The organism is Mesorhizobium sp. M0410 (assembly GCF_040321435.1).
GTDB lineage: Bacteria > Pseudomonadota > Alphaproteobacteria > Rhizobiales > Rhizobiaceae > Mesorhizobium.
In genome coordinates this window covers 191,746-208,062 of sequence record NZ_JAMYRN010000011.1, presented here as the reverse complement: position 1 = coordinate 208,062, position 16,317 = coordinate 191,746, and the positions used below count along the sequence as shown (strand labels likewise).

The window sequence follows — 16,317 nt, the reverse complement described above, 5'->3', positions numbered from 1 at the left end:
ATCTCCCCCACAAGGGGGGAGATTGGCAGCTTCGCTGTCTGCTCTTAAATCAGCTTCTCCAGCGTGATCGGCAGGTCCCGCACCCTTTTCCCGGTGGCGTGGAACACCGCGTTGGCGATCGCCGGCGCCACGCCAACAATGCCCAGTTCGCCGACCCCCTTGCCGCCAAGCACCGAGGAGTGCGGATCGGGAATACCGACCGAGATCACCTCGATATCGGGAATGTCGGCATTCGTGGCGATGAGATAGTCGGCGAGATTGTTGTTGACGATGCGCCCATGCCGGCGGTCGACGATGCCTTCCTCGAGCAGCGCCTGGCCGATGCCCATGATGATACCGCCCTTCCACTGGCTTTCGGCGAGCTTGGGGTTGTAGAGCCGGCCCGAATCCAGCGCCGACACCACGCGGGAGACGCGAACCGTGCCAAAGTCCTCGTCGACGCGGACTTCGATGAAATGCGCGCACCAGCTGTGGCGGGAATAGTCGCCCTCGGTGTGCGGCAGCGCCATGGCTATGGTGGTGTAGTTCTTGTAGCGGTCCTCGACCGTTGAATTGGCCGGCATGGTGTCGCCCTTCGCCTCGATATGCTCGCGCCCGACGCTGCTGAGCAGTTCGGCGATGGAAACTTCAGGGCCGTTGCCGCGCGGTGAAGCGATGCGGCCATTGGCGACGACGAGCGTGTTGGCCTGCAGCGCATGGAACGGCGAAGCCGGATCGCTGATGGCGAGCCCGATCAGTTGGTCGAGCGCGGCACTCGCCGCCTTGTGGACGGCGCCGGTCATCACCCCGGCCAGCCGCGAACCGCCGGTGACGCCGGCACGGGCATAGCGGGAATCGCCAAGCTTGACGACGACGTTTTCCGCCGGCACGCCCACCACCTCGGCGGCGGTCTGCGCCAGGATCGTGTAGGTGCCCTGCCCCATGTCGATCGATGAGCTTTCGACCTCGACCGAGCCGTCGGCGAGAATGCGCACGACCGCCTCGCCATAGGCGCGCCGCACCGGGTAGGTGCCTGCCGCGACACCCCAGCCGATCAGCTGGTTGCCGTCGCGCATCGAACGCGGCCGGGGGTTCCGCTTCGACCAGCCAAAGGCTTCGGCGCCGGCCGCGAAGGCCTCACGCAGCTGCCGTGTCGACCACGGCTTCTTCGCATGCGGATCCTGCTCGGCATAGTTCCTGAGCCGGATTTCCAGCGGATCGATACCGACCTCATAGGCGAGTTCGTCGATGGCGCTTTCGATGCCGAAGGCGCTCGGGTTCTCGCCCGGCGCGCGCAATGCCCCCGGCACCACCGTGTTGACCCGCACGACGTTCTGCCGCGACGAGAAATTCGGCGTCGCGTACATGACCGAGGTGACCGAGCCGAGCGGCTCGACCCACATGCCGTCGACCGAGGTCTCGTTGACGCCGCGATGCACGATCGACTGGATCTGGCCCTCCGCGTTGGCGCCGAGCGCCACGGTCTGGCGCGTTGCCGCCCGTCCGCCATAGGCGGTGAAGGTCTGCGGCCTGGTGACCGCCAGCTTCACCGGCCGTCCCAGCATTTTCGCGGCGACTGCCGCTACAGCGCCGTAGCCATAGGCAAACGCCTTGGAGCCGAAGCCGCCACCAATATAGGGCGAGATCAGTCGTACATTCTCGAACGGCACGCCGAACCATTCGGCATAGGTCCGCGCCATGCCGTCGAGCCATTGGCTCGGCTCCCAGACCGTCAGCTGGTCGCCCTGCCACTTTGCGATCAGGCCATGCGGCTCCATCGGCGCCTGGTATTCGCGCGGCGTGTTGTAGGCGTTGCAGATCCTGACCGGAGCCGAGGCGAACGCTGTCTCCGCCTCGCCCCATTCCTTGGTCATCGCATCGACCGGGATGCCGTCGCCGGCCTTTGGATCGCTGAGGTCGACGATCGCCGGCGCCTCGTCATAGGCAATCTTGACCAGCGCTGCGGCCGCGACCGCCTGCTCGAAACTCTCGGCCACCACCGCCGCGACATGCTGGCCGCTGAAGGTGATGTCGCGCGCCAGCGGGCAATAGGCGACGTCCGGCGGCGGCGTACCCAGCCAGTCCGTTGCGGTTCTCAGCGGCAGGATATTGTCGGGCGTCAGCACCACCAGCACGCCGGGCGACGCCTTGGCCGCGCCCGTGTCGATCGAACGCACCCGGCCGGCGGCAATGGTGCTCTCGACCAGCACCGCATGGGTAAGCCCCTCGAGCTGCTGCTCGACGGCGTATTTGGCGGCACCGGTGATCTTGGCCGGGCCGTCGACGCGCGACAGCCGGCCGCCGACCTGATCGGCGAGGACGGTACCGTCCGAAGCGTCGCCGCGTTTGGCATCGCCGGGTCTTGTTCTCAACTCGTGAACGGTCATGCCGTTTCTCCCATCTTGAGGATGGCGCGGGCGACGACGCGCGGCGCCAGTTCGATCTTGTAGTGGTTGGCGCCATGGTCGACGGCGCCCTCGACGGCGAGCAGGCTGGCTTGCCTGACGACCTCCGGCTCGAGCATTTTGCCTTTCAGCGCCTCTTCGACGGCAAGGGCGCGCCATGGCTTGGTGGCGACGCCGCCAAGCGCGACGCGCAGATCGCGAATTGTCCTTCCGTCGGCCTCGAATTCAATGCCGACCGCAGCACTTGCCGCGGCGAATTCATAGGACTGGCGGTCGCGGACCTTGAGATAGGTCGAGCGGCGGGCGGCGGCCGAAGCGCGAATGCTGATCGCGGTGATCATCTCGCCGGGCTCGATCGCATGTTCCCTTTCGGGCGTGCTGCCCGGCAACAGGAAAAAATCATCGACGGCGACCTGACGGTCGCCGAGATGGACGATCGCGTCGAAGGCGACGAGTGCAACCGCCAGGTCGCCGGGATAGGTGGCGATGCAGGCCTCGCTGGTGCCGAGCACGGCATGGCCGCGGGTGACGCCGCCGATCGCCGAGCAGCCGCTGCCGGGCGAGCGCTTGTTGCAAGCGGGGAAATTCGCCGGATCGCGGAAATAGGGGCAGCGCGTACGCTGCATCAGATTGCCGCCGATCGTCGCCATGTTGCGCAGCTGAGCCGACGCCGCCTGCCACAATGCTTCCGAGACTGCGGGGAACCGACTCTTGATATCGGCATGGTCGGCGACGCGGCTCATCCTGGCCAGCGCGCCGATCGTGGCGCCCCGGTCATCAACGGCAATCGTGTCCAGTCCCTTGAGATGGGTGATGTCGACCACGGTCTCGGGTTCGGCAACGCCGCATTTCGCGAGATCGACAAGCGTCGTGCCGCCGGCCAAAAGCATGGCGCCGGGAAGTGCTGCTGCCTCACGGGCTGCATCGACGGAGCCGGCGCGGAGATACGAAAAGTCTCTCATGACGCGGCCTCCATGGCCGCCTGGCGCACGGCGGCGACGATATGCGGATAGGCGCCGCAGCGGCAGAGATTGCCGGCCATGTATTCGCGGATCTCCTCATTCGAGCCGGCATGGCCTTCGCGAATGCAGGCGACCGCCGACATGATCTGGCCCGGCGTGCAATAGCCGCACTGGAAGGCATCCTGTTCGAGGAAGGCGGCCTGCACCGCATGCAGCGTGCCATCCTCCCCGGCAAGCCCTTCGATGGTGGTGATGTCCCTGCTTTCAGCCTGAGTGGCAAGCGTCAGGCAGGCCAGCACGCGCTGGCCGTCGATATGAACGGTGCAGGCGCCGCACTGGCCCTGGTCGCAGCCCTTCTTGGTGCCGGTCAGCCCGAGATGGTCGCGCAAGGCGTCGAGCAGGGTAACGCGCGGTTCGACCTCCAGCTCATGTCGATGTCCGTTGATTCGAAGTTGGATTGGAGTTCGGGTTTTGCTTGTCATGGGGCGTCTGGCTCCAGTTGCTTGACGCGGGAGGGGATGATCTGGTGCCCGGCCGGCGAGCGGCAAGATCAGCTTATGGCTAGGTGAGCTAATCTCCCCCCTTGCGGGGGAGATGCCCGGCAGGGCAGGGGGGGTCGGTTCGACTTGGCGCGAGCTCCGGGAGGGCTGCGGCTTGGGAGGTCGAAAGATGTGACATACCCGATCCCGTGATTACATGAGAAAGGCGCTCCACAATCGGAGGCGCCTCCGCTTATTACCTAAGGGCCTGCCCTGCCCTGTTCAAGCCCCGGATCGAAATTGATCGAAACTGGAGAAAATTGGCAGGGCAGCCGGCCGTCATGCCTGGAGACAAAAAAAGCACCACCGGCCCAAGCCGGTGGTGCTCTCTGAACTGTCTGTAGGGGCAGGACAGTCCAATGATCCTGAGGGGATCGTGCTCAACGTGGGCTCATTTTTGCCCCACGGCATCGGCCGAACAGATGAGGAGTGCCAGCCGCGAGGAAATATCCTCCGTCGTCATCCACCGGACGTCATCCACCGGCCGTGCACCGGAGGGGGGCAAGATGCCTCGCCTGCCGGAACGCCGGCCCAGACTCGATCCTGTGATTATATTTACTTGCGATTATATTTGTCGGAGACGTAACGAAGGTGGAAGCGTCTGCGTTCTTGAAACGGGGCCTGCCTGTTCGGTTATGCTTCGGATCAACACTGGAGAAAAAATTGGCCGCGGAGCCGCCCGTCATTTCTGGAGACAAAGCCGAAGCCGCCGTTGCAAAACCGCTGCGCGCCGACGCGCAGCGCAACCGCGATGCGCTGGTCGAGGTCGCGGCAAAAGCCTTTGCCGCGCAAGGCGTCGATGCCTCGCTGGAGGAGATTGCGCGCCAAGCCGGCGTCGGCATCGGCACGCTCTACCGGCATTTCCCAACCCGCGAGCACCTGGTCGAGGTGGTTTATCGGCGCGAAGTGGAAGGACTGTGCCAGGCGGCCGACGAACTCGCCCGCGATCATGCGCCCGACTTGGCGCTCGAACAATGGATGCAGCGCTTCGTCGACTACATCGCCACCAAGCGCGGGCTGTCGACAAGCCTGCGCATCCTGCTCACGACCAACTCAACCCTGTTCTCCGACGTTTCGGGCAGGGTGACGCTCGCCTTGCGGCGGCTGATCGATGCCGCGGTCGCCGACGGCTCGATCCGCGGCGATGTCGATGCCTCCGACGTGCTGCATGCGCTGGGCGGCATCTATTCGGCCCCGGACACCAAGGACTGGCGCGACCGCTCGCGCCGATTGGTGTCGCTGCTGATGGATGGGCTGCGGTTTGGAGCGGCCAAATCCGGCCCATCCAAGGAATAGCGAATGCAGTGACTGTCCTTATTTCAGCGAGATGCTCATACCGCTGAGATCGGCATTGACTTGCAGGCCTACCTGCCTGCCTGTGAGTTCGAGTTGGGCACCCTTGTCATTGGTCATGACGATCACCTGAGCTCCTTTGCCGAGCGCGCCGCCACCGCCCGCTGCGCCGTAAACCCCCGTTACATCCCGGGCGCGCCGTATGTGGCGCACGGTACCTTTGAAATAGGTCTTGGAAGCACCGAAGGCGAGGCCGCCCGAGATGCCGCCGACCGAGATGGGATACCGGCGACCATGGAAGGTCAGTGTGCCCTCGCCTCCGGCGCCGCCGATGAAGAAGGCCGCCTTGTAGATGGCGAAGCGGATCGTACCGCTGTCGGCATGTGCGACACTGGTAAAGCTAACTGCCGCCGCAGTTATGACGGCAACCGCGACTGAACGAAATCTGGACGAAATCTTCATGATGAGAACTCCTCAAGATCGCCGCATGCCCAGCCGGCCGGGCACGTCGGCGCCGTATCAAAGTCATAGCTGAACAGTCTCGCCCGTCATTGGTTCCAAGCACGCGGCCTGAATCCGGCTGCGAGAAGACCGCTACGAAACGAGGCGGACGGCGAGCGCAGTCCTGGCTGTAAGAACAGTGGCCGAATGGTGGGGATGATCGTAGGTGTTGAGGCGGAATGGTATTAGTCTGCGCTGTCTGGGGTTTCGGGAGCGCGGCAAAGGAATGGACTTCAACTCACGGCACGGCTACCTCCTGATCGGCGGCCTGATCCTGGTCGGTGCCGGGCTCCTGGTCCTTTCGCTGATCGTCAATCTTCGCGTTGCGCACAGCGTGCGCGACGACGTACGCCATCGTGAAAAGCTGCTGGAATATTATCGAAACATCTTTTCGCAGCTGGGCGTGATCATGATCGGGATTGGCGTGTCCCTGTTCATCTTCTTTTTCCAGCAGAATTATCAGGACCAGCGCAAACGCGAAGCGGAGCTCCAGCAGGTTCTCGCCAAACTGGCGGCGCGTGTTGCCCGCGGCAGCGCTGTCGTGGAGGCCCTCGGCGAATTCGACGCGCTGCTGGATGATGGTGGTGCTTATGTCAGTCCGGAACACGGCGGTGACAACGCCGCTGTCAGCGCCCACGGAACGGCGCTCGCCAAGCAGGTTTCCCAGATCCTTCTGGTCGAGCGCGACGTCGATGTTCAGGGGTTCGACATCCTGAATCTGTCGCGCGATTTCGAAGCATCGTTCGTCGTCAACGAGCTCAACCCAACGCTATGGTTCAACATCGTCCGGGACGAGAGCGACGTCAAATATGCCACCACCCAGATCGCCCTTGATTACAAGGACCTGCAGGATGCGATCGGCGGCGAGCCTATCGAGGTTGCGATCGCCAATCCCGAAAAGGAGCGGAAGATCAAGCAGGAGGTGCTCGACGTGTTTTATGATGCCGACCTCCTGCGCCAGCGCAGCAGGCGGTTTCTCGGCCGTGCGTGCTGGCTTTTCAGCAATGGCAAAAGCTTCGTCAAACTTGCACCGGCCAATGAGATCGAAGCCGATGCCAAGTCGCACCAGGAATGGATCGATCGGTCGAAAGGCTTCCTGACGCAGTTGAAGTCGGGAAGCGGCGATTGCTTCAAATTGCTCCAGTTCGGTCCGGCATCCTGAACCGGCAAGCATCGCCCGCCCCGCGGCGGCTAATCCCCCACGCGTTGCAGCGTGCCGAGACGATTGTCGTCGAGAAATTCGACGGTCATTGCCGACGCCTTGCTGTCGGGGCCGAGGGCAAAGCTGACGGCCGAAGGCCTGTCCGGCATCTCGGCATCGGGGAAGGTCACAAAGAGGTCGCGGTTGAAATGCTTCAGTGGATAGGACCGCGCACCGGCAGGCCCGACCCTGAGGACAAGAGCGTCTCCTTCGCCTGACACAACAGCATCGCCGATGAAGTCGTTGAAGTAACGGCCCGCATAGGCGCTGGCCGGCGCCGCCGGACTTGCTGGAGAGGGCGGCGCGGCATAGGTAGCCTTGGCCGCCGCAATCACCGGGCCGAACATGCCTGCATAGATATCATTCCAAGCCTTTACCTTGTCCTTCCCCAGCGTTCCGTCGAAGACGAGATCGGCGAAGCTGTCGGACAGTCCCTCCGGCACGCCTGTCGGAAAGGCGTTGGCGATGACGACGATGCCAAGCTTCTCCTCGGGAAAAAGCATCACCAGACTGCGGGCGCCGGCGCTGAAGGCGCCCGCATGACCCCAGATCGGTCCGTGCCGGCCGAATTCGACATTCCAGCCGAGGCCGTAGAAGGCCTCGCCTCCGGAGACGGGGTTCTTGCCGCGAACCATCAAGGGAATATGTGTCTGGTCCAGCGCATCGGCGGCAATGAGTCTCTTGCCGGCGTAGTCCCCGTTGCCGAGCACAAGGCGCATCCATTGCGAGAGGTCGCGTGCGGTGGAACTGACGCCGCCTGCTGGCGCCTGCGCATCCGGATAGCGCTGGACCTTGGCGGTCCACGCGCCATCGATTTTGGCGTGGAGCTCGGCGCGGTTGGCGTGCTTGATGAAGTCCGAATGACGGGAACTGGTCGAGGCCATTCCAAGCGGACGGTAGAGCTTCTCTTCGGCGACCTCTTCCCATGATTTGCCTGTCGGCTTCGCGGCCGCGACGGCACCCTCGGTCAGTCCGAAATTGCTGTAGGAATAGCCCGCGCGAAAGCTGGATGACGGCGACACGAACCGCAGGCGGCGCAGGATCTCCGCGCGGTCATAGCCGATGTCCTCGAGGTCGTCGCCGGCGGTGCCGGGAAGCCCGCTGCGGTGTGCAAACAGATCGCGGACCGTGAGTTCGCTGGTCGGATAGGGCTGAGCGAGCCGGAAAGCCGGATCGAGGTCGGCGATCTTGGAATCCCACGAAGCGATCCCGTCGCTGACCAGCGCCGCCACGACGGTGGCGGAGACCGGCTTGGAGAGCGAGGCAATCTGGAAGACCGTGTCGGCATCGACGATCTCCGGTTTTCCGGCTTCGCGATGCCCGAACCCCTTGAGGAAGATCACCTCGTCGCCGTGCACGACGCCGATGGCCAGACCGGGCACGCTACCATCCGCGACGACGCCTTCGGCAAGCAATTCGAGCTTCGACATGGCTGCGGCGATCCTGTCGGGTGGGATGGTATCGGCCGACGCCGCCTTCGGCAAAAGCACCATGATTGCGATGAAGGCCAACATCCTCCACCGGAGGTGATTCCGGTTTGTGAACCGCCGCATGCTCAGCCCCTCCGCTTCACCGGCGTGCATTATTGCAGGCCGACGCAGGGAAGGCCAGCCTCACGGTCGACCCGCCATCCATTGACGGATGTCCGCTTCACACCAGTCGAAATTCAGACAGCCGCGCCTGAGCTAGGATGCAGCGCGCAGGCGGAGGCGCCGCCTGCCGGCGCGGGCCTTCTCCGCCGCCGCGGCGGTGATCTCGACCACGCCGTCTTCACGCGGTCTGGCGTTGGTGACCTTGTGGAGCCGCTCATAGGGCAACAGTTCCTTGACTCGGGCTTGAAGCGACGCGACTTCGGCTCGCAGATCCTCGCATTCCTGCCTCTGGACGTCGAACTGTATCTGTTCAGATGCCTGTTGCAGAGAAAGCTGCGAAAAATTTGCGCTGATTGCGGAAAGGTTCATCTTGTCGTTTTCGCTCTCTTTCATGAGAGCAGACAATTTTTGCTCGACAATTTGCCTTTCGGCCACCGCGTCGCTCGCCTGGGCCTTGAGCATGGCGATCTCGCTGGCGGCTTCGCTGTTCTGGTTGGAGGCGGCCTCCAGCCGCGATCGAAGGTCCTCGATTTCAGAACGCAGGCCGGTCATCTCCGCGACACTGCGTGCAAGCTCGGCTTCCCTGTCACCGTCCCTGAGGCGGGCTGCTTCCGTTATTTCCGATAGCTTCGCCTGCGCCATATCGAGCGATTTCTGCAGCCGCATCTCCTCTTTCTCGCTCTTGCCAAGCGCGGCCAGCAGTTCCGAAAGCTGCGCGGCATCATTGGCATGGACAGTCGAGAGTTCGTCCAGCCTGTGCCGGGCCTCGGCCTCCCGTTTCAGCGCCTTGTCGAGGTCGATCGACAGGCTGACATGTTTCTCCCGCAGCATTTCGTTCTCGCGCGAGCGTCTGTTGGCCTCGACGGCTCTGGCCGAGAGTGTTTTGACAAGCTCGCCGAACTCGGCCTCGCGTTTTGCGCTCGCATTGCCTGCCACGACGAGTTCCAGCCTTGCCGCAGCCAGCGCGCCGCGAAGTGCTTCCTTGTCCTCGACCAGGCTCGCCTCGTGCTGCTGCAGGGCCTCGATAGCGCTGTCGCGCTCGCGCTGCTTTCTGGTTGCATCGTGGAGCTGTTCGGACAGCACCCTTTGCTGCGCCATCAGGCCGGTATTTGCCAGCTCCAATTCGTTGGCGCGAAGAATGTCGCCGTGGAGCAGTTTTAGAAATTCGCCCGTCAGATGATGCGAGGTCGCGATCTCCGACAGTTTCGCATTGATCTCCCCCAGATACTCCTGCGCGTCGTGAAAGAGCCCATCGACCGCGCTTAAGGCAGCCAGCCGGGTTTGCGTATGGGGGGACAGCCTTCGTGCGGTCTCGAAGGCGTCCGCATTGGCCTCGATCTGCGAGCTGTCATCCGTTGCCGCGAGATTCTTATCCGATTCCGTCTCATCCGGCACGGTGACGTCGTTCAGCGGCGGCTGATCGTCCACGTTGAGACATTCGCTAAACGCATCCGCCAAATCGGTTTCGAGCTCCTTGAACGCTCTCTCCACAGTCTCGGCACGCTTGATCAAACCTTTGAAATTCATGACCGAATATCCCTCTCGTGCAGCGCCGTTAAGGAGCGGACTTTCAACACTTGACCTCGCCTCCCCGAATAGGGGTTCATCTCCTGACGTGCGCTCTGGCCGACGCAGGCTAGGGACAGGCTTGGCCACTGTCCTCGTGTGTTTGAATGACGCAAAGCCGTGTTCTGCGGCGCTCCATACCCGAAGCGTTGGCACCGCTCGCAAAATGCCACTCATTTCACCCGAAACGAATATCAAGCGGCGCAAGCCTGAGAATCGCCTGGTAATTGTCTTAAGGACCGGCCGAGCACCTCGGTGTTCTGCAGCAGCTACAAGGTCACGGCCTAAGACGACGCGTGTCACTGCCGAGAGGCCTGACCTAATAAATGATTGTGTTGAATACGTTTCGCTGATTAGCTGCTGTGAATAGACCAGGGACAAGACCGACAAAATGTTGTCCCGGGAGGACCGCGATGCCGGTGCTTGAGGTTCGCCACGTCTCCAAGAATTTCGGGGCTATCCAGGCCCTGACCGACGTCAGCTTCCAGGTGGAGCGAGGCGAAGTCGTTGGTCTCATGGGGGATAACGGCGCCGGCAAGTCGACGATAGTCAAGACGGTGGCCGGGAATTTTCCTCCGAGCGACGGCGAAATTGTAGTCGAGGGCGAGGTGTGCCACTTCCACCAGCCTGTGCAGGCCCGCGCCAAAGGGATCGAAGTTGTTTATCAGGACCTGGCGCTCGCCGATAACTTGACGGCCGCGCAGAACGTCTTTCTGGGGCGCGAGATCAAGAAAGGCTTCTGGCCGATCAGGATTCTTGACAAGCAGGCGATGATCGATCGCTCGGCAGCGCTGTTCAAGGAACTCAAATCGGAAACCCGGCCGCGCGACCTCGTCAGGAAGATGTCGGGTGGGCAGCGCCAGGCGGTCGCCATCGCGCGGACCCGGCTTTCAAATGCCAAGCTGGTGCTGATGGACGAACCAACGGCCGCCATCTCGGTGCGCCAGGTGGCGGAAGTACTCGAACTGATCCGACGCCTCAAAGCACAAGGAGTCGGCGTCATGCTGATCAGTCACCGAATGCCTGACGTGTTCGCCGTGGCAGATCGTATTATCGTCCTCAGGCGGGGCTCGAAAGTTGCCGACAAGCCAGCCGACAAAACGTCGCCCGAGGAAATCACTGGACTGATAACGGGGGCCATCCGTGGCGAATAGTGTTCAGGAGTCAGTTGGCGTTCAGGGCTCAGTCGAAGAACATGGCCGGCCGGTCATGTCGGATTTCGTTCCGACCAAGGAAAAAACAGTTCTCCAACGTGTGATTTCAAGTCAGCCCTTCTGGGTGACGATCGCGCTCATCGCGCTCGTCATGTTGATGACTGCGATGGAGCCGAGCTTCGGCACCTCTGAAAACGTCGCCAATGTGACGCGCAATTTCGCACCTTTCGGCATCATGGCACTTGGCATGACGATCGTCATCATCACCGGCGGTATAGATCTGTCGGTCGGCTCCGTCATGGGTCTCGTGGTCATCGTCGCCGGCCTGTTCCTCACCTGGCACTATCCCTGGTACGTCGCCTTCGCCATGGGCCTTTTCTCCGGTCTGGCCTGTGGCGCGGTCAATGGATTCTTTGTCGCCTATGTCGGGATGCCGTCCTTTGTGGTCACCCTCGGCATGCTGTCCGTCGCGCGCTCGCTGGCGGTCGTATTCTCGGCCAACCAGATGCTCTACCAGTTCGGGCCCGATGCCCCGATCGTAAAGGCAATCGGTCAGTGGAAATGGCCGCGGCATGGTCTGGAGGACTGGGCACCGCATTGGATACCAGAACTGTCGTCACAATTCTGGACCATGGTGATCCTGGCCCTGATTGTCGGCTTCGTGTTCAACTTCACTGCCTGGGCCCGGCATCTCTTCGCCATCGGCGGCAATGAGGAGGCGGCACGGCTCACCGGCGTTCCGGTCAACTGGATCAAATTCCAGGCCTATGTCTTCTCGGCTTTCACCGCCGCGCTCGCCTCGCTCCTGCTCCTCGGCTATAACGGCTCGGCCATCAATGCCATGGGCCAAGGCTATGAGCTGCGCGTTATCGCCGCGACAGTCATTGGCGGCGCCAGCCTCATGGGCGGCGCCGGCACGGCCTTCGGTGCGATCATCGGTTCCGCCTTCCTCGAGGTGATCAGGAACGCGCTGCTGATGGCCGGCATCGATTCAAACTGGCAGGGTGCCTTCGTCGGCGCCTTCATCGTTCTTGCGGTTCTCTTGGGCATGCAAACCGGCGGCAAATCGATTCTCGCCGCGTCGCTGGCAGTCTTGATGCCCAAAAAACGCCGCTAGAAACCCGCCGGCGGGAGGCTTGCGGGACATCACACCAAGGAGGAGAACGTCACATGAAAAAACATCTGCTCACGGCCGCCGTCGCGCTTGGCGCAATGGTGCTCGCCGTTTCCGGCGCCCAGGCGAAATACACCTTCGCCCTGGTGCCGAAGAACATGAACAATCCTTTCTTCGACCAGGCACGCGACGGCTACAAGAAGGCCGAGGCCGAATCCAATGGCGCTGTGGAGTGCATGTATATCGGTCCCGGCGAACATGGCGGCGGCGACGAGCAGGTGCAGATCGTGCAGGATCTCGTGGCCAAGAAGGTGGACGGCATCGCCGTGTCGCCATCGAACGCCGCGGCGATGGCGGTTGCGCTGCAGGCCGCCAAGGAGGCCGGTATCCCGGTTCTCACCTGGGACTCCGATCTCCTGCCCGAAAACAAGGATCTGCGCGTTGCCTACATAGGCACCCACAATTACGAGATCGGCGTGAACCTCGCCAAGCTTGTCATGCAGATCAAGCCCAAAGGCGGCACGATCTGCATCCAGTCCGGCGGCGCCGCGGCGGCCAACCACAACGAGCGCATGCAGGGCATTCGCGATACGCTTTCGGGCACCAAATCGGCGGCCTCGCCCGGAGATCGGCTGACAGGCCAGAACGGCTGGACCGAAATCGAAGGCTGTCCGCTCTACACCAACGATGATTTCCCGCTTTCGGTGCAACAGTTCGAGGATATCATGGCGAAAAACCCGAACCTCGACGCGTTTGTCCCAACCGGTGGCTTCCCGCAGTTCATCCCTGATGCCAACCGCGCCGCCGTCGCACCGTACAAGGACAAGATCGCCTCGAAGGCCCTGGCCCTTGTCGTCGCCGACACGCTTCCGGTACAGATCGACCAGATGAAGGAAGGTTTCTCGCTTGGCCAGGTCGGCCAGCGGCCGTTCGAGATGGGCTACAAGACGATGATGGCGCTGAAGGACATGAAGGACGGCAAGGCTCCGCCGGCCGACCCGACCTACACGGGCCTCGATGTCTGCACTCCGGAGACAGCCGACACCTGCGTCGCCAAATAGTGCTTTTGGGCGGGAGGAAACTCCCGCCCTTTTCCATAGGGGATCTCAATGCCGGAATTGTTCTCGCTCAAGGGCCGTGTCGCATTGGTCACGGGTGCCTCGCGTGGTCTTGGTTTCGCCATGGCCAAGGCACTTGCGGAAAACGGCGCGACGGTGGTCGTCAATGCCCGCGACGTGGCCGCCCTTTCCGCCGCGGCGGACAGGATAGGTGCAGAAGCCCTGCCGTTCGATGTCACCGATGCGGCGATCTCAAGGGTGTCGCTCGAAGGAATCGTCGAACGCCACGGCCGCCTCGACATTCTGGTCAACAACGCCGGCATCCAGCATCGTAAACCGCTGGTCGAATGGCAGGACGAGGATTTCAACCACGTGGTTGCCGTCAATCTTTCGGCTTGCTTCCGCATGATGCGCGACGCGGTGCGCCTGATGCTGCCAAACAAGTTCGGGCGCATAATAAACACCGGATCGGTCGCAGCGATCCTTGGCCGTCCCACCATTCACGCCTATGTGGCGGCAAAGGCGGGGCTACATGGGCTGACACGCTCAACTGCCGCTGAGCTGGGCCGCCACGGCATCACCGTCAACGCGATCGCCCCAGGCTATTTCGCCACCGAGCTCAACACCGCACTTATGCACGACGAGGCCTTCACCAAATGGGTCGAGGCACGAACCCCCGCGGGCCGCTGGGCCCAGCCTGAGGAACTCGGCGGAGCCGTAGTGTTTCTCGCCTCCGACGCTGCCGCTTACGTCAACGGGCACGTGCTGGCCATTGACGGCGGGCTATCGGTTTCCCTGTGATTTCAACCGGCGACACCGTGCCGACAGGGCGTGCCTGCTAGCCGCCTGAAATGACGACTTGCTGCATACGCTGCTAGCCCGGTCCCCCTGCGCGGACGCAGACGCCACACGATTGGATGACGCGCCGTATTGCAGCCGCCGACTTTCGATTCGCAGCGGGTTATTTCGACGTCTGGCGGCATCGATGCTTGATGCCGCCAATATTTCATTCCACACACCGGCCACGATGAGAAACGACATACGGGATCAGCGCCGGGTATTCGGGTGGGCCTTGCCCACTTCGATTGCCCTGCATCTGCTGATCGTCGCGTTTTTGTTGTTCGGACTGCCGGCAACGCTCTCGCAGCCAGGGAAGGAGCAGGCCATTGCGGTGGATATCGTGCCGCCGCCCAAACCGCCGGAAAAAACCAAACCTCCGTCCCCCGCTGAACCGCCCAAGACGGAAAAGCCGCCGGAAGCAAAGGTCGAGCCGACGGCGAGCCGTGAGGTCGCCGCGCAGAGACCTGTCTTCCAATTCGGTGAGAAGGACGCCGGTCCGCGCAAGTCTCTGGACGGCAACAGTGCGGAGGATGGTTCGGAACAACCGCCAGCGCCGCAAGATCCCAATAACCAGGATCTTGCACAGCCACCTGCCGTGACTGCGGTCGACGGGAACGACCAGGCTCCGCCGCCTGGCGCATCACAGCCGCCGAAGCCCAAGCCAGCGGATGTCGCTAACGTGCAAAAGCCGTTGAAGCTTGAAGAAGCGAAAAGATTGTTCTCGCAAGCAGCAACCGATGATCCGATCGCGACAACCGCCATGAAAAACGTGCCGCGCGCCGTACGAATCGGTCAGCTCTGCAACACGGAGCTCGCACAGCAATTGGTGCACGCGTCGCCCCCCTATTTCCCAGACAGCTTGCTTGAGTATCGGCTGAAGGCCGGCACGGTCATGAACGTCGCCAGTGCGCCGTTCCCCGCAAACGGGCAGTGGTACGATCTGAGCTTTCGTTGTGAGGTCGATCCGGACGCAACGAAAGTCGTGTCGTTCGCCTTCCGTGTTGGAAATCCGGTGCCGCGCAGTGAATGGAAGCGCCGCGGGTTGCCCGCCAATTAGGTGGTCAAGGCCACGGAGGCTGGCTGTCCGGCGCCATCAAATCCGGCTGGCGATGTCTTCGCGCGGCCCGGGTGACCGAACCAACACGCGCCAAAAATGGCTTTCGTCAGTGGCCGCCGAAGTCTAGCATACGGCTTTGGGAGGAGGCTTCGATGACTTCAAGTTTCAATGTTCACCATGCTGCCGGCTATGAGCAGCTCATGGGCCGCTGGAGCCAAAGGCTCGCGCCGCTGTTCATCGACTTTGCGGGCCTTAAAGACGGCGAAAAGATCCTCGACGTCGGTTGCGGCACCGGCAGCCTGACCTTCGCGCTCGTCAAGGCCGCTGACCTCCGTGAGGTCGCCGCGATCGACTTTTCAGGCGTTTTTGTCGAGGAGGCAATCCGGCGCAACTCCGATCCGCGGATAAAAATCCGTCAGGCGGATGCCTGCGCCCTGCCCTTTGAGGACGGCGCGTTCGACCGTGCCCTGGCCCTGCTCGTGCTCCATTTCGTGCCCGAAGCCGGCAAGGCAGTCGCCGAGATGCGCCGCGTCGTGCGGCCGGGCGGCGTGGTCGCGGCGACGGTATGGGACCATCTCGGCGGCATGCCGGGGATGCGCATGATGATCGACACGGTGGCGGTGCTCAGCGAAGGCGGACGCCAGCTGCGCGCCCGCTATTGCACGCAGCCGATGATGCAGCCGGGTGAAATGAAACGGACCTTTGTCGAGCAGGGTCTCCGCGACGTTACGGAGACCGAGCTGATGATCCGCATGGACTATCAAAACTTCGACGATTACTGGGCGCCGATAGCCGCCGGCGAAGGGCCGCTCGGCAAGTATGTGGCCACGCTCGATCCAGAAGAGCGGGCGCGCGTCGACGCCGCCATGCGCGACGCCTATGAGGCCGGCCGGCCCGACGGCCCGAGATCCTTTGCGAATGTCGCCTGGGCCTGCCGCGGTATCGTTGCCTGACCGGCCGGCAGCCGGGATGCATTCTTCGCATAGGAAGCATCGCTCTCCTCGCGCCGGCTTGTCCCGCTGTTGACGGGACGGCCTCCGCTTCGGCCCCGCTAGA

14 protein-coding genes are annotated in these 16,317 nt (G+C 62.7%); 8 read left to right on the top strand and 6 right to left on the bottom strand.

Going from position 1 to position 16,317, the window contains the following annotated elements:
* Positions 1-44: 44 nt before the first annotated feature.
* The 3 genes from NKI63_RS18730 to NKI63_RS18720 are packed head-to-tail and all read right to left on the bottom strand — an operon-like array spanning position 45 to position 3,828.
* Entirely contained in the window at positions 45-2,366 is a 2,322-nt protein-coding gene (locus NKI63_RS18730; protein WP_352822757.1) for a xanthine dehydrogenase family protein molybdopterin-binding subunit, read from the bottom strand.
* Positions 2,363-3,346, bottom strand: a complete 984-nt coding sequence (locus NKI63_RS18725; RefSeq protein WP_352822754.1) for an FAD binding domain-containing protein — start codon at positions 3,344-3,346, stop codon at positions 2,363-2,365. The genes NKI63_RS18730 and NKI63_RS18725 overlap by 4 nt, the downstream gene beginning before the upstream one ends.
* The gene (locus NKI63_RS18720) at positions 3,343-3,828 is read right to left on the bottom strand and encodes a (2Fe-2S)-binding protein (RefSeq protein ID WP_352472181.1); all 486 of its coding nucleotides are present in this window, start codon (positions 3,826-3,828) and stop codon (positions 3,343-3,345) included. The genes NKI63_RS18725 and NKI63_RS18720 overlap by 4 nt, the downstream gene beginning before the upstream one ends.
* Positions 3,829-4,548: 720 nt before the next feature.
* Between NKI63_RS18720 and NKI63_RS18715 the strand changes: the two genes are divergently transcribed.
* Complete coding sequence (locus NKI63_RS18715; RefSeq protein WP_352822752.1) at positions 4,549-5,181, top strand: TetR/AcrR family transcriptional regulator; 633 nt, start codon at positions 4,549-4,551, stop codon at positions 5,179-5,181.
* Positions 5,182-5,199: 18 nt separating this feature from the next.
* On the opposite strand, the gene NKI63_RS18710 is transcribed toward NKI63_RS18715, so the two are convergent.
* A complete protein-coding gene (locus NKI63_RS18710) occupies positions 5,200-5,640 on the bottom strand; it encodes a lipid-binding SYLF domain-containing protein (RefSeq protein ID WP_352475599.1) in 441 nt (146 codons plus the stop codon).
* 265 nt (positions 5,641-5,905) lie between these two features.
* Between NKI63_RS18710 and NKI63_RS18705 the strand changes: the two genes are divergently transcribed.
* The gene (locus NKI63_RS18705; RefSeq protein WP_352475600.1) at positions 5,906-6,841 is read left to right on the top strand and encodes a hypothetical protein; all 936 of its coding nucleotides are present in this window, start codon (positions 5,906-5,908) and stop codon (positions 6,839-6,841) included.
* 29 nt (positions 6,842-6,870) lie between these two features.
* On the opposite strand, the gene NKI63_RS18700 is transcribed toward NKI63_RS18705, so the two are convergent.
* The gene (locus NKI63_RS18700) at positions 6,871-8,394 is read right to left on the bottom strand and encodes a serine hydrolase (RefSeq protein WP_502900484.1); all 1,524 of its coding nucleotides are present in this window, start codon (positions 8,392-8,394) and stop codon (positions 6,871-6,873) included.
* A gap of 171 nt (positions 8,395-8,565) precedes the next feature.
* Positions 8,566-9,999: a coiled-coil domain-containing protein gene (locus NKI63_RS18695; protein WP_502900487.1), complete on the bottom strand. Its 1,434-nt coding sequence runs from the start codon at positions 9,997-9,999 to the stop codon at positions 8,566-8,568.
* Positions 10,000-10,451: 452 nt separating this feature from the next.
* Between NKI63_RS18695 and NKI63_RS18690 the strand changes: the two genes are divergently transcribed.
* The 6 genes from NKI63_RS18690 to NKI63_RS18665 all read left to right on the top strand — a co-directional run bounded on the left by NKI63_RS18690 (position 10,452) and on the right by NKI63_RS18665 (position 16,214).
* Positions 10,452-11,192, top strand: a complete 741-nt coding sequence (locus NKI63_RS18690; RefSeq protein WP_254819718.1) for an ATP-binding cassette domain-containing protein — start codon at positions 10,452-10,454, stop codon at positions 11,190-11,192.
* A 55-nt stretch (positions 11,193-11,247) separates the two neighbouring features.
* A complete protein-coding gene (locus NKI63_RS18685) occupies positions 11,248-12,309 on the top strand; it encodes an ABC transporter permease (protein ID WP_352507165.1) in 1,062 nt (353 codons plus the stop codon).
* Between the two features lie 53 nt (positions 12,310-12,362).
* Entirely contained in the window at positions 12,363-13,367 is a 1,005-nt protein-coding gene (locus tag NKI63_RS18680; RefSeq protein WP_352822743.1) for a sugar-binding protein, read from the top strand.
* 48 nt (positions 13,368-13,415) lie between these two features.
* The gene (locus tag NKI63_RS18675; protein ID WP_352822741.1) at positions 13,416-14,165 is read left to right on the top strand and encodes a glucose 1-dehydrogenase; all 750 of its coding nucleotides are present in this window, start codon (positions 13,416-13,418) and stop codon (positions 14,163-14,165) included.
* A gap of 184 nt (positions 14,166-14,349) precedes the next feature.
* Complete coding sequence (locus NKI63_RS18670) at positions 14,350-15,261, top strand: DUF930 domain-containing protein (protein ID WP_352507162.1); 912 nt, start codon at positions 14,350-14,352, stop codon at positions 15,259-15,261.
* A 152-nt stretch (positions 15,262-15,413) separates the two neighbouring features.
* Complete coding sequence (locus tag NKI63_RS18665; protein ID WP_352507161.1) at positions 15,414-16,214, top strand: class I SAM-dependent methyltransferase; 801 nt, start codon at positions 15,414-15,416, stop codon at positions 16,212-16,214.
* Positions 16,215-16,317 lie beyond the last annotated feature (103 nt).

Bases quoted from the DNA above. Each gene is read 5' to 3' on its own strand.
- NKI63_RS18730 (WP_352822757.1), bottom strand. From the start codon at position 2,366: ATGACCGTTCACGAGTTGAGAACAAGACCCGGCGATGCCAAACGCGGC.
- NKI63_RS18725 (WP_352822754.1), bottom strand. From the start codon at position 3,346: ATGAGAGACTTTTCGTATCTCCGCGCCGGCTCCGTCGATGCAGCCCGT.
- NKI63_RS18720 (WP_352472181.1), bottom strand. From the start codon at position 3,828: ATGACAAGCAAAACCCGAACTCCAATCCAACTTCGAATCAACGGACAT.
- NKI63_RS18710 (WP_352475599.1), bottom strand. From the start codon at position 5,640: ATGAAGATTTCGTCCAGATTTCGTTCAGTCGCGGTTGCCGTCATAACT.
- NKI63_RS18705 (WP_352475600.1), top strand. From the start codon at position 5,906: ATGGACTTCAACTCACGGCACGGCTACCTCCTGATCGGCGGCCTGATC.
- NKI63_RS18700 (WP_502900484.1), bottom strand. From the start codon at position 8,394: ATGTTGGCCTTCATCGCAATCATGGTGCTTTTGCCGAAGGCGGCGTCG.
- NKI63_RS18695 (WP_502900487.1), bottom strand. From the start codon at position 9,999: ATGAATTTCAAAGGTTTGATCAAGCGTGCCGAGACTGTGGAGAGAGCG.
- NKI63_RS18690 (WP_254819718.1), top strand. From the start codon at position 10,452: ATGCCGGTGCTTGAGGTTCGCCACGTCTCCAAGAATTTCGGGGCTATC.
- NKI63_RS18685 (WP_352507165.1), top strand. From the start codon at position 11,248: ATGTCGGATTTCGTTCCGACCAAGGAAAAAACAGTTCTCCAACGTGTG.
- NKI63_RS18680 (WP_352822743.1), top strand. From the start codon at position 12,363: ATGAAAAAACATCTGCTCACGGCCGCCGTCGCGCTTGGCGCAATGGTG.
- NKI63_RS18675 (WP_352822741.1), top strand. From the start codon at position 13,416: ATGCCGGAATTGTTCTCGCTCAAGGGCCGTGTCGCATTGGTCACGGGT.
- NKI63_RS18670 (WP_352507162.1), top strand. From the start codon at position 14,350: ATGCTTGATGCCGCCAATATTTCATTCCACACACCGGCCACGATGAGA.
- NKI63_RS18665 (WP_352507161.1), top strand. From the start codon at position 15,414: ATGACTTCAAGTTTCAATGTTCACCATGCTGCCGGCTATGAGCAGCTC.